At 28.3% G+C, this 13,578-nt stretch carries 9 protein-coding genes and 1 pseudogene; 8 read left to right on the top strand and 2 right to left on the bottom strand.

The window, feature by feature from the left end; translation table 11 throughout:
* Positions 1-323: 323 nt before the first annotated feature.
* Both AXY43_RS09050 and AXY43_RS09045 read left to right on the top strand, forming a co-directional pair.
* Positions 324-1,390, top strand: a pseudogene (locus AXY43_RS09050) (HD-GYP domain-containing protein).
* A gap of 299 nt (positions 1,391-1,689) precedes the next feature.
* Complete coding sequence (locus AXY43_RS09045; RefSeq protein ID WP_105411436.1) at positions 1,690-2,718, top strand: alpha/beta fold hydrolase; 1,029 nt, start codon at positions 1,690-1,692, stop codon at positions 2,716-2,718.
* A 70-nt stretch (positions 2,719-2,788) separates the two neighbouring features.
* Here AXY43_RS09045 and AXY43_RS09040 read toward each other — a convergent pair whose 3' ends face one another.
* On the bottom strand, positions 2,789-3,262 hold the full coding sequence (locus tag AXY43_RS09040) for a hypothetical protein (RefSeq protein WP_017209115.1): 474 nt from the start codon (positions 3,260-3,262) through the stop codon (positions 2,789-2,791).
* A 259-nt stretch (positions 3,263-3,521) separates the two neighbouring features.
* On the opposite strand from AXY43_RS09040, the gene AXY43_RS09035 reads away from it, so the two are divergent.
* The 5 genes from AXY43_RS09035 to AXY43_RS09015 all read left to right on the top strand — a co-directional run bounded on the left by AXY43_RS09035 (position 3,522) and on the right by AXY43_RS09015 (position 11,271).
* Positions 3,522-4,865 (top strand): alpha-amylase family glycosyl hydrolase, encoded by a 1,344-nt coding sequence (locus AXY43_RS09035; RefSeq protein ID WP_039771554.1) that lies wholly within the window; start codon positions 3,522-3,524, stop codon positions 4,863-4,865.
* 99 nt (positions 4,866-4,964) lie between these two features.
* Positions 4,965-6,938, top strand: a complete 1,974-nt coding sequence (gene pulA / locus AXY43_RS09030; RefSeq protein WP_105411435.1) for a type I pullulanase — start codon at positions 4,965-4,967, stop codon at positions 6,936-6,938.
* A gap of 28 nt (positions 6,939-6,966) precedes the next feature.
* Positions 6,967-7,737: a DUF4931 domain-containing protein gene (locus AXY43_RS09025; protein WP_023973123.1), complete on the top strand. Its 771-nt coding sequence runs from the start codon at positions 6,967-6,969 to the stop codon at positions 7,735-7,737.
* Between the two features lie 233 nt (positions 7,738-7,970).
* Positions 7,971-9,686, top strand: coding sequence for a ribonuclease J (locus AXY43_RS09020; RefSeq protein ID WP_023973122.1), 1,716 nt, complete (start codon positions 7,971-7,973; stop codon positions 9,684-9,686).
* 409 nt (positions 9,687-10,095) lie between these two features.
* Positions 10,096-11,271, top strand: coding sequence for a DegT/DnrJ/EryC1/StrS family aminotransferase (locus tag AXY43_RS09015; RefSeq protein WP_041899261.1), 1,176 nt, complete (start codon positions 10,096-10,098; stop codon positions 11,269-11,271).
* A 95-nt stretch (positions 11,272-11,366) separates the two neighbouring features.
* Here AXY43_RS09015 and AXY43_RS09010 read toward each other — a convergent pair whose 3' ends face one another.
* Positions 11,367-12,188 (bottom strand): FlxA-like family protein, encoded by an 822-nt coding sequence (locus AXY43_RS09010; RefSeq protein WP_041899259.1) that lies wholly within the window; start codon positions 12,186-12,188, stop codon positions 11,367-11,369.
* 189 nt (positions 12,189-12,377) lie between these two features.
* Between AXY43_RS09010 and AXY43_RS09005 the strand changes: the two genes are divergently transcribed.
* Positions 12,378-13,538, top strand: coding sequence for a MerR family transcriptional regulator (locus AXY43_RS09005; RefSeq protein ID WP_170816495.1), 1,161 nt, complete (start codon positions 12,378-12,380; stop codon positions 13,536-13,538).
* The last annotated feature ends 40 nt before the right edge of the window (positions 13,539-13,578 follow it).

Raw genomic sequence — 13,578 nt, 5'->3', positions numbered from 1 at the left:
CATAGTAGAAGTGATGTAGTGTAAGGATGGAAGTTAAATTTCATCCTTATATTATATACATATATTTTCTCAATATTATGGAAGAACTACAATTCAAAATAAATTAAAACTTATTTTGACAAAATATAAAAGATATAGAATAATATAAATAATAAATAAATTTTTACTCGAATATTGTTTTATAAGTTTAATATAATCTTATTTATTATTGTTCTTATATATTTAATTAGGGGATTTTTTAATTTTTAGGTCATAGAGATAGATATATATATTCTGTCTATACTTAGAAACATAAAATTTGTTATATGATGGGTGTGAGTATTATGGAGAAGAGTACAAAAGTAATAAGCTTTAACCAGTTAAAAGAAGGAATGGTAATAGCTAAAAATGTAGAGCAAAATGGGAGTGTATTACTTAAAAAGGATATTTCGGTAACTGAACAAATTATAGAAAAAATAAAAAAGTTATATGTTATTGGGAATGTAGAGATATATTGTGAAAATATTGCTGTAAAAAGTATTGAAGTAGAATTAAAGAAAGAGACACAATGTAAAAAGATTGAAGAAGAATTCAATGAAATTTCTTTAGCATTAAGAAAAACTTTTAGACAACTTGTCAATAACAATGAAGAAGCTCTAAATGAAGTGAGGGAATTTTCTAGAAAAATTCAAAATGAGATACAGCCAGGTAGTTTGGTTATAAAGAATATAGTTCTTTATGGAAGTGGAACAGATTCAATATATAGACATGGAGTAAATGTAGCAGCACTAAGTGCACTCATAGGAAAATGGACAGGATTAGAAAAGGCGAAGTTAAATTTATTAGTATATTCAGCAATTCTTCATGATTTTGGAAAGACAAAAATAGCAAGAGAATTATTAATGAAAGAAGTAGGATTAACACAAAATGAATTTAATACAATAAAAACCCATGCTCAGAAAGGATATATGGTAATAAAAGAACTTTCGTTTTTGGACAAGGCTGTGAGCTATGGGGTACTGATGCACCATGAAAGATTAGATGGGTCTGGTTACCCGCTTGGGTTAAAGGGGAAGCTATACATCCTTTTGCAAAAATCATCGCTATAGCTGATGTATTTGATGCAATTAATTCTAATAGAGGATATAAGAAAAAAAGGCTTCCATTTGAAGCATTGCAAATAGTTAAAAACGAAAGTTTAGGAAAACTAGATTACGAATATGTAAAGATATTTTTAGAGCATGTTATAGATTATTATACAGGTGAAGAGGTATTATTAAATACTAATGAAAAATGCAAGATAATACAGATGAATGTAAATAATTTAGAAAAGCCTCTGATTTTGAAGGGCGAAGAGTTTATAGATTTAGAAAAAGAAAAGAAATTATATATTAAAGAGATATTATTATAAAATAGAAAGTTTATGTAGTTTATAACTATTACGAAAATATAATTAGAGATTAATATAATTTAACTAGAAATAAATAAATTTAAAATAAAAATATGATAAATAGTATATAATAAGGTAGTTGTTTTAAAAAATTTCTAATAAGTAAATTTTATTTAAAATATTTACCTTATTTTTGTATGTAAATTTATAAATCGATCTATATTTTAACTTGAAATTATAATGGATTTAAAATAAGTAATTTATAGTAATAGTTAAGATAAATTTTGATTCCAAAATTTATAGGTAGGGAGGGGAAGATTATGAATGAAGATAACTTAGCATTAACGGCATCTTCATACTCAAATTTTAAGGATAAGTATCTTGAAATATATATTTCACAAGATAATTATAAGGAAAAAATGATAAATATAGTTGAACCTTATCTAAAGAAGAATCTAGAAAGTGGCTATATTCTAGGAGCAAATGACTTAAAACTTTATTACGAAAAATTTATTGTAAAGAAGCCAAAAGCTAATATAGTCATTTGTCATGGATTTGGAGAATTTACTGAAAAATACAATGAACTAATTTATTATTTTATAAAGGAAAACTACTCTGTTTTTATTCTTGAACATAGAGGGCATGGTAGATCACAAAGACTTGGGATGGATAATTATCAGATTAATGTTGAAAACTTTGATTACTATGTAGAAGATTTCAAAAAGTTTATAGATGAAATTGTTATTCCAGATAGTAGGAATAAGAAGTTGTTATTATTTGCACACTCTATGGGAGGATGTATAAGTACTGTTTTTTTAGAGAAATATAATAGTTATTTTAATGCTGCAGTGTTAAGTTCGCCAATGCATGAAATTAATACTGGGAAAGCACCTAAGATTTTAGCAAATATTATTTCTAAAGCAATGAGGGCTTGCGGAAAAGGAAATTCATATCTTCCAGGTCAGAAGCCATATGTTGAAAAGAAGGATTTTTACAGTAGATCGACTAGTTGTAAGGAGCGATATCAATATCTTTTGGAAAAGATTAAAAAGAATGATAATTATCATAGTGGTGGATCATCGGCTTTATGGTATATCGAAAGTTTAAAAGCAACTAAAGAACTAATCAGAAGAAAGAATATATCAAAAATAATGATACCAATACTATTATTTCAAGCTGAATATGATACACATGTTATCCCAAAAGCACAGAATAGGTTTGCGCATTATGCTAAAGATTGTAAGGTGGTTTATATGAAAGGATCTAAACATGAATCGTATTTTGAAAGAGATGAAATAGCTTTTTCTTTCTTTAATAGGGTGTTGTCATTCTACGAAAATAGCATTTAATAATAATATAACGTTAAAAGAACAAATTCTATCGATTAGAGTTTGTTCTTTTATAAGCATGAGATGTAATTTATCTTAGAAATTGACTAAGTATATCTTTGGTTGAAAGTTTGTTACCATTAATAATATCTGTATAATCCTTTAATCGTTCATTTTCTTCATCTGTTAAATTCTCATTAGAACGTTTTTTTTCAACTAAACTTTTAAAATCTACATAGTCCTTATCTCCAAGTTTTCCTTTGATGATAGAATCTATAAGTGAATGTAGAGTTTTCTGTTGCTCTTCTGAAAGATCCTGACCTTTATTTTTACATTTTTTTAATTCAAGCAATTCCTTTTTTTGTTCGGCAGAAAGATATTTATAATTTTCCTCTCCAAACACATTAAAACCATTAGATTTATCTTTATGAGCATAGTAAGTTGAAATCTTTAAGCCGCCAAGTGAGTAAGAAGCTGCACTTGCAACTGTTGGTTTAGGAAGAAATGTTAGGCAATTTATTGCCAATAAGAAAGTTGTTATGTATTTTATAGCTTTTGTATTCATTCTTATACCTCCGTAGATATTTAATTTCAATATCTAGTATGTGACAAAAATGATAATAATATTTATATAAATTTTCTTATTATAGAAATAAAATATATAAACTTCCAATATGTATTTCTAATTATGGAGAGTTTTTATATAATTAGGAAGGTGATAAATATAAGGGCGTCTAAAAATCAGGTTTATTATTTATAAACTAGTGGTGTAAAAAAATGGCGGCAAAGTGGTATAATGTATATAAACTAAAGGGGATGAGATTATGAATTTATGGATTAGGGAAAGTATATTTTATCAATTCTATACACTTGGATTTTGTGGTGTTTTAGAACCAGGTAAAGTATATGATAAAAAAAATAGGTTAAACAAAATTGAAAAATGGATACCTCATTTAAAAGAAATGAGAATTAATGCTGTTTATTTTTCACCAATTTTTCAGTCGAGTTATCATGGTTATGACACCAAGGATTACTACAAAGTTGATGAAAGACTTGGAACTAATGCGGATTTTAAAGAAGTATGTGAGCAGTTACACAAGAATGATATAAGAATAATCTTAGATGGGGTATTTAATCATGTAGGAAGAGAATTTTGGGCATTTAAAGATGTTCAGATAAACGGAGTAAATTCTAAGTATTGTAGCTGGTTTGCAGATTTAAATTTCAATAGCAAAAGTCCGATGGGGGATGAATTTAATTATCAAAGCTGGAATGGCTGTTATGATTTAGTCAAACTTAATTTGAAGAATGAAGAAGTTAGAAATCATTTGTTACAGGCTGTAAGTACATGGATAGATGAATTTGATATAGATGGGTTAAGGTTAGACGCAGCTGATAGCATTGATTTTGAGTTTTTTAAAGTTTTAAAGAGATTTGTAGAAGGAAAGAAGAAGGATTTTTGGCTAATGGGTGAGGTTATTCATGGAGATTATAATAAATGGGCTAATCCTGAAAATCTCGATTCTGTGACAAATTATGAATGTTATAAGGGAATTTATTCAAGTCATAACGATAAGAACTATTTTGAAATTGCATATTCATTAAATAGATTATTTGGTTTAGGCGGAATTTATAAGAATCTATGTCTATATAACTTCGTTGATAATCATGATGTTAACAGGCTAGCAAGTACATTAAAAAAGCCAGAATATATATATAATTCATATATATTGCTTTATACAATGCCAGGTGTGCCTAGTGTATATTATGGGAGTGAATATGGTCTCAAGGGAGTTAAAGGAAATGGTACAGACTTACCTTTAAGACCAGAATTAGAATTTGGAAAAATAGATGAACAAGATGATAAGTTATTTGAATTAATTAAAAGGTTAGGTAATATTAGAATTAATAGTGAAGCATTAAGATATGGGGATTATGAACAAGTTGTTGTTAAGAATGAACAATTCATATTTTCTAGAAATACTGATAATGATAGAGTTTTTGTAATATTAAATTTATCTGATAAAGAAAGTGTTTTAGAATTTAAATTACCCTTCGAAAAAGGTATTGATTTATTAGATGAAAATGAAATAGTGATTAATGCTAATGAAACAAGCATAGTGGTCCCAGCATTTTCGGGTAAAATAATAACAGAATTAAGAAAGTAACATGGAGATAATCTGCTAGAATTTAAGAATATATGGATAGGGTAAATATTATTTACATGAAAAACATTTAATAAAACTAGTAAAAGGGGTAATAATATAATGAATTTATTAGATAATGAGTACAATAACTATGATGGGAATCTTGGTGCAGAATATTGTAAAGATGGTACAAGATTTATAGTTTGGGCACCAAATGCAAATAATGTCCGACTGGCGCTATTTGGAAAGGATGAAAAGAATTATACAAATGCACCAGAAGAAATATTAGACATGAATCGAGGAGTACAAGGAACTTGGAACATAGAGGTGAAAAGAGATCTTGAGGGTGAATTTTATAATTACTTAATAATTAATAGTGGAAATGAAAGAGAAGTTGTAGATCCATATGCAAAAGCCCTTGGGGTTAATGGAAACAGAGGAATGGTAATAGATCTTAAAAAAACAGATCCAATAAATTTTGAGGAAGATAGAAAACCAGAGCTAAGCTCCGCAACGGCAGCTGTAATATACGAGGTTCATGTAAGAGATTTTTCAATAAATGAGAATTCAGGAATAAGCTCAAATAAAAAAGGAAAGTATACCGCGTTTTGTGAGCATGGGACTACAATTCCAGGAAAATATACAAAGACAGGAATAGATTATTTAATGGAATTGGGAATAACTCATGTTCATTTACTTCCGGCATTTGATTATGAAACTGTTGACGAAAGTAAACCAGATATGCCACAATATAATTGGGGATATGATCCAAAGAATTATTTTGCGCCAGAAGGATCGTATTCAACAAATCCTTTTAATGGAGAAAAGAGAATTAGAGAATTTAAGGAAATGGTTAAAAGTATACATGAAGCTGGACTTAGAGTTGTTATGGATATGGTTTATAATCACACCTATAAAAGTCATGAATCTAATCTTAATCTGGCAGTACCAGGATATTATTATAGACAGGATCAAAATGGAAATTTTTCAAATGGATCTGGTTGTGGCAATGAATTAGCTTCAGAACGATATATGGTAAGAAAACTTATTGTTGATTCAGTAATTTATTGGGCTAAGGAATATCATATAGATGGATTTAGATTTGATTTAATGGGTTTACATGATATTGAGACTATGAAGCAAATTAGAGCTGAGTTAGATAAGATTGATACATCTATACTTATGTATGGTGAAGGTTGGACTGGAGGCTGGACTCCATTAAGTGGTGAAGAGTCATCAGTAAAGCAAAATATAGTGAAATTTGATAAAATGCAAATTGCAGCATTTAGTGATGATACTAGAGATTCAGTTAAAGGACATGTGTTTAATATAAATGAAAAAGGATATGTAAATGGTAGAACAGGGCTTGAAGAAAGTATTAAATTCTGTATTGTAGGAGCTACTGGTAAACAAGGCATTAACTATGATAAAGTCATATACTCACGCTTTGCATGGGCAAATGAACCTTATCAATGTATAAATTACATTTCGGCTCATGATAATTATACATTATGGGATAAACTATATTTAACTAACAATGAGTCTTCTCAAGAAAAACGTAAGAATATGAACAAGTTAGCAGCGGCTATAGTTTTAACATCTCAAGGGATACCTTTCTTTCAAGCGGGAGAAGAATTTTTAAGGACTAAGAAAAATGATGATGGAAGCTTTAGTCATGATAGTTATAATGCTCCTGATAGCGTAAATAATTTAGAGTGGGATAGAGTTTTTGAATATAAAGAAATTGTAAATTACTATAAAGGTCTAATTAAATTAAGAAAGAAATATAAAGCGTTCAGAATGAATTCAAGTGAAGAAATTAGAAAGAATTTAACATTTTTAGAGTATGGAGAGGATTTTTACAAAGAAAATGTTGTAGCATATAAGATAGAAGATAACAGTGAGAAAAACTTGTGTAATACTATAGTTGTAATATTTAACCCAAATGATGAGGAAGCATTTATAGATTTAAAGGAATGTGGATGGAGTGTCCTTGTTAATAAGGAAAGAGCTGGAGTAGATGAAATTTACGCGATAGAAGGTAATAGTATAACTGTTCCTTCAAAGTGTGCACATGTATTAATTAAAAAATGATTTTGATGGAAGGTTTTTGGTGATATAAATGGAAAACGATAAGTATTTAGTATTTTTAAATGAAATTAATAAGGATAAGCCAAATGAATTTAAAAAAATAAATATAAAGGAATGTCCGTTTTGCAATAGAGAGACACTTACAGATGTTATTGATGAAGACGGGCCATTTGTATTACTAAAAAATAAGTATCCGACTATAAAAGATACTTATCAATTAGTTATTATAGAAACGTATAATTGTAATACTGATATGGGACAGTATTCTGCAGAGTATATGGAGGATTTAATAAGATTTAGTGTTAAACATTGGCTAAGAATAGAGGCAAGCGGAGAATATAAATCAGTAATATTTTATAAAAACCATGGTCCAAATTCTGGCGGAAGCTTAAAACATCCTCATATGCAGATAGTAGGTCTTGATGACATTGATTATAAATTAAATATAAAAGATGATTATTTTGAAGGAATAGAAATTCATAAAAGTGATAATTGTTTAGTTAATCTATCACATAAACCATTTAATGGATTTACTGAATTTAATATAATTATAAGTGATGATTTATATGCATTAAATGAGTTGGCATATAATCTTAGAAAGGTAGTTCATTACCTTTTAAATAATTATTTCGTGAAGTGTGATAGTTTTAATATATTTTTCTATCATATAAAAAATAAAATTTTATGTAAGGTCATGCCAAGATTCAGCAGTTCACCATTGCTTCTTGGATATGGAATCAGACAAATATCAAGTTGTGAAAATGAAATAGCTGATAAATTAAAAGCAATGTATTTTCAGTAAAAATATTAAGATATTATTCCATGCATATTATATATATAAATATAATTTATGGGCTTAATATCGAAATAATTTAATGATATTTAAAGACGAATATAACTATAAAAAGTAGCATTATAATTTTTAAATTATGATGCTACTTTTTAGGTTAAAATAAATTTTAAAGTTTACTTATATATTTAAAGTTAATTGTAAATAATTAAAGCATAGAATAAAAACTTTTGAGGTGTGATAATATGGAGAATAATGAAATTGGAATTAGTAAAAATAAAATCAATAAAAAAACAAAATCTAAACAAATTCCACTTAAGATAATTCCATTAGGTGGACTTGGTGAAATAGGAAAAAATATGACTGCCTTTGAATATGATAATGAAATAATAGTTATAGATTGTGGATTAGCATTCCCAGATGAAGACTTATATGGAATTGATATAGTAATTCCAGATGTAACATACCTGATTAAAAATAAGAATAAAGTTAAGGGGATCTTTATCACCCATGGACATGAAGATCATATTGGTGGACTACCATATGTATTAAAGCAAATTAATGTTCCTATATATGGAACTAGATTAACACTTGGATTAATAGAAGGTAAATTAAAAGAGCATACTATGCTTAGTGACTGTACATTAAATGTTGTTGAACCGGGAGAACTAATAAAATTAGAGCAAATAAAAATTGAATATATAAGAAATAACCACAGTATACCTGATAGCTGTTCTATTGCATTGCATACCCCAATAGGAGTTATTGTTCATAGCGGTGATTTTAAAGTGGATTTCACACCAATAGATGGGAAGGTTATGGATCTGCAAAGATATGCTCAGTTGGGGAAGAAAGGTGTACTTCTCTTAATGGCAGATAGCACTAATGCTCTTCATAAAGGCTACACAATGTCAGAAAAAACAGTTGGAGAAACACTAGAGAATCTTTTCAGTAGGGCTACTGGTAGGATTATAGTATCTACATTTGCATCAAATGTTCATAGATTACAACAAATTAGTGATTGTTCAATAAAATATAATAGAAAAATAGCTTTTAGCGGTAGAAGCATGGAAAATATATCTGAAGTTGCTATGGAACTTGGATATTTACTTATTCCAGAAGATATGATAATAAGTCTAGATGAAATAAAGAATTATCCAGATGATAAGCTAACTATTGTTACAACTGGAAGCCAGGGAGAATCTATGGCAGGATTATCAAGAATAGCTGCATCAACACATAGGCATATACAAATAATAGAAGGAGATATGGTTATTATCTCTGCAAGTCCTATACCTGGTAATGAGAAGGCGGTATCTAACTTAATAAATGATCTAATAAAGAAAGGTGCTAATGTAATCTATAAATCAATAGAGGATATACATGTTTCAGGGCATGCTTGTGAACAAGAATTAAGGCTGATTCAAGCTTTATTAAAACCTAAATTTTTTATACCAGTTCATGGTGAGTATAAGCATTTAATTACTCATGCTAAAATAGCAGAGAGTATGGGAGTAGATAAATCTAAGACATTTATTTTAGAAAATGGTGATGTTTTTGAATTAACTAGAGCTACTGGAAAAGTATCAGGAAAAGTGCCATTTGGAAGAGTTCTTGTAGATGGTATGGGGGTTGGAGATATAGGAAGTATGGTTCTTAGGGATAGAAAGAATCTAGCAGAGAATGGTATAATCACAGTGGTTATAGCTATAGACATAAGAAATAAAATTATAATATCCGGTCCAGACATAGTGTCAAGAGGTTTCGTATATGTAAGAAACTCTGAAGAATTAATAGACGAAGTTAGAAATATAGTTACTAACGTTGTAGAAAAATGCTTAGATAGAAACATAACTCAATGGGCGGAAATAAAGAATGGAATAAGAAGAGAAGTTGACAATTATGTTTATACAAAAATGAAGAGAAAGCCAATGATATTACCAGTAATTGTTGAATTATAATTAGGTAGTTCCATGAAACAGGGATAATAAATAGTTAAAAGTTATTATTGTATGTAGAAAGGGCTTCTTGATTAAACAACCACCTATTTTTAGAAAAAACTAGTTTATAAATAGACTAGCTGAAAATGGTGGTTTATTTATTATTCTAAGATAAATATTTTTAACTTGACTCTTACCTAAGGGTGGAGTTTATAATAATATAAAAGAGAGTCTAATATAAAAGTTATTTCCTATAAATTACTTTTAGAGATTCTATTATATATATGTTACAAAAATAATTATTCATCATAATTCTAAAAATATTGAAAGAATTTTAGCCGTAATTGTGAATTGTGAATTGTGAAATGTGCATTATGGATTGCAACATATATATTAAAATTTTGTGCTTAAATTAGAGAGGATGAATTGTATGAAAAAGATACCATTTTCACCACCAGATATAACTGAAGAAGAAATAGAAGCAGTAGGTAATGTATTAAGATCTGGTTGGATTACTTCTGGACCAAAACTCGCAGAGTTTGAGGAAGGAATACAAAATTATCTAAATGTTAATAAAGCATTAGCATTAAATAGTGCGACTGCTGCAATGGAACTAGTCCTTAAAGTATTTGATATAAAAGAGGGGGATGAAATTATTTCTACTCCATATACATATACTGCTACTTCAAGCGTTGGTATTCATAGAGGGATTAAACCTATATATGTTGATGTTAAAAAAGATACTTTCGAAATGGATATAGATAAAATTGCTGATAAGATTACAGATAAAACAAAGGCAATTATGCCAGTGGATATTGCAGGAGTACCGTTTGATTATGATGCTTTAAAGAAAGTTTTGAAGGATAAAAATAGAGAAGATATTATAATACTTTGCGATTCAGCGCACTCTTTTGGTGCTAAATATAAGGGAGAACCAGTTGGATCTCAATGTGATTTTCACTCATTTTCGTTTCATGCAGTTAAAAATCTAACTACAGGAGAAGGTGGAGCCGTTACATTTAATGACAACCACTTTGGTGATCATGAGGATTTACTTAAATATATGAGATTTACTGCTATGCATGGACAATCAAAGGATGCTCTAAGTAAGCTAAAAGCAGGTGCATGGGAATATGACATTATAAATGATGGACTTAAGTGTAATTTGACAGATATAGGGGCAGCCATAGGTTTAGTTCAATTAAAAAGATATGAGAAAATGTTGGAAAAGAGAAGACAAATATTTAAGATATATAGTGATATTTTATCAAAAGAAGAATTTTCAATAATTCCATTTACAAAAGATGAGAATGGAACTGAGACATCATATCATTTATACCTTTATAGAGTTAAAGGATTTGATGAGAAAAAGAGAAACGAAGCTATTCAAAAGTTAGCAGATAGAGGAATAGCAACAAACGTTCATTACAAACCGCTTCCTATGCTAACTCTATATAAAAACCTTGGATATGATATTAAAGATTATCCTAATGCCTATGCACAATATGAAAATGAGATCACACTTCCAGTATATACTACATTATCTTTAGAAGATGCTGAATATATAGCAAAAGAAGTTATAAAAGTAGTTAAAGAATTATTATAATTATTCTTACAAATATAAAACAGCCCATACAATGAGGCGGGCTGTCTTATATTTTTTTGAATCTGATGGAATATTTTAATATGTTTTTTAGAAGCTTAAACTATAGTTTCGGTAGTTTTATTATATGGATTATTATTAGGTTCCGTATCTAATTTACTATTGGTTTTATCTTTTGAACTTTTATCTAATTTATTAGTATTATTATCTAAGTCTTTTGTTTCTCCATTTAACTTATTGTCATCTTTATCTTTGATTTGTTTAAGCGCTAATTCTGTTTTAGCTTGAATGCGTTCAGCACTTTTATTTATGTCTCCAATCTTTTTAGAAATGGTCATGTTTATATTGGCTATGCTTGCGCCTATTTGCGATAAACGATTATTATCGTAGCTGTTTTCGATATTATTTGGTTTGATATATTCAGCTTCTACTTTTTGCCTGTTTTTACTATCCTTTAGTAAATGTATAGTTTTTTGTGAGCCACTAATCTTAATAAGTTCACCTAAGCTAGCAGAAATTATTACATCGCCTTTTGTTTTATTATCGTCTTTGTTAGGTGTTTCCTCTTTAGCTTTTTTCTTTGAAATTTCATCTTGTTTCTTTTGAAGTTCTTCTTGTTTTTCTTGAATCTTTAGTTGTTGAATCTGAGAATCAACATCCTTTATTTTTTGATTTAATTCATCCATTTTAGCTTTTTTCTCTTTTGCGTCCATTTCTTTAGCCATCAATGCTTGTTTTTCTTCTTTAAGTTCTTGTTTTTGCTTTAGAAGATTTTGCATTAAACCGCTTTCTTTTTTATCTTGTTTATTAGTAATACTAGAATTACCATTAACAACATTTTTCTTTTTGTCATCAGTTGAATTGATATTAATATTTTTGAATAAATTGGTTCGATTTGAATTTATAGTTATACTGCTCATTGTTAATTATTCCTCCTTCAATTATTTTATCGGAATTATATGGAAAAAAATAAGAGTATAACGTATAAAATAGTTAATAATATTAATTAAAATTTATCGGAAAGGTCATGAAAGATAGTGTGTCTTTAAAATTAGAGTTGACTATACCCTAAGGTAATGGATTAGAATAATGTTATGGAGGGAAATAAATTGAAAATTGGTGAATTTGCTAAGAAATCAGGAGTGACAGTGAAAACATTACTTCATTATGACAAAATTGGATTACTTAAACCTAGTGAAAAAACTGATTCAGGATATAGAATTTACTGTGAAGAAGACCTATTAAAGCTTCAGCAGATTACAACCTTAAAATTCATTGGTTTGTCATTAAATGAAATAAGTCATATATTACATGAAAGTGGAGAAAACCTAGAGAATATGATAAGTATTCAAAAGAAAGCTTTGGAAGAAAAGAAGAAACATATTGAGGCTGTAATTGATGTTTTTAATAAAGCACAAAATACAGCAAAGAAAAATGGCTTTCTAGATGCAAGTAATTTGATTGATATCATAAAAGTAACTAATATGGAAAGTAGGGTTAGGGAACAATATAAAACAGATAAGAACTTAAATATTAGAAGTAATCTTCATAGCTATAATGTAAATAAAATAGATTTTGATAAATGGTGTTTTAATCAGATGAATTTTTTATTAAACGCAAATGTACTTGAACTTGGATGTGGAACAGGAAAGCTTTGGTTTAAGAATAAAGATTATATAGAGAATACTTTAAATATTACAATATCTGATTTTTCTAGAAGTATGATTAGAATCGCAAGAAATAGATTGAAAGATGTATATCATGATTTTCATTATGAAGAAATTAATGCTGAAGAAATACCTTATAATGATGAAACTTTTGATATAATCATCGCTCAACATATGATTTATTTTGTTCCAGATATAGAAAAGGCTTTAGCTGAGATACAAAGAGTACTAAAGCCTAATGGTGTATTTTATGTGACAGCTAATTCTTGTAATTCTATGAAGGAATTAAATAGACTTTCAGAAAATTTTGCGCCTAATTCTGGGTTAGATAACAATGGGTATTCAGAAAGATTTGACCTAGAGCACGGAAGAGGAATGCTTGAAAAATATTTTCATAAAGTAGATGTTGAAATTTTAGATGGTAAAATAATAGTAGATAATGCTGAACCAGTAGTATCATATAAAGCCTCAACTATTCAAGGAAGTTCAATACTTGTTGGTGAAAAGAAAAAAGAATTTACGAAATATTTAGAAGAATATATTAAGAAAAATGGAGATATATCAATAACAACTAAAACATGTATGTTTAAAGCAATGAAATAAGAATATTTAGATTTCAAATTAGAGAATATATTAGAAAAGA

It is taken from the genome of Clostridium sp. MF28 (assembly GCF_002969175.1).
Lineage (GTDB): Bacteria > Bacillota > Clostridia > Clostridiales > Clostridiaceae > Clostridium > Clostridium beijerinckii.
This window is presented reverse-complemented; position numbering and strand designations above follow the sequence as displayed.

What these genes read in the sequence shown, in the direction of transcription:
- AXY43_RS09045 (WP_105411436.1), top strand. Translation starts at nt 1,690, where the DNA reads ATGAATGAAGATAACTTAGCATTAACGGCATCTTCATACTCAAATTTT.
- AXY43_RS09040 (WP_017209115.1), bottom strand. Translation starts at nt 3,262, where the DNA reads ATGAATACAAAAGCTATAAAATACATAACAACTTTCTTATTGGCAATA.
- AXY43_RS09035 (WP_039771554.1), top strand. Translation starts at nt 3,522, where the DNA reads ATGAATTTATGGATTAGGGAAAGTATATTTTATCAATTCTATACACTT.
- pulA (WP_105411435.1), top strand. Translation starts at nt 4,965, where the DNA reads ATGAATTTATTAGATAATGAGTACAATAACTATGATGGGAATCTTGGT.
- AXY43_RS09025 (WP_023973123.1), top strand. Translation starts at nt 6,967, where the DNA reads ATGGAAAACGATAAGTATTTAGTATTTTTAAATGAAATTAATAAGGAT.
- AXY43_RS09020 (WP_023973122.1), top strand. Translation starts at nt 7,971, where the DNA reads ATGGAGAATAATGAAATTGGAATTAGTAAAAATAAAATCAATAAAAAA.
- AXY43_RS09015 (WP_041899261.1), top strand. Translation starts at nt 10,096, where the DNA reads ATGAAAAAGATACCATTTTCACCACCAGATATAACTGAAGAAGAAATA.
- AXY43_RS09010 (WP_041899259.1), bottom strand. Translation starts at nt 12,188, where the DNA reads ATGAGCAGTATAACTATAAATTCAAATCGAACCAATTTATTCAAAAAT.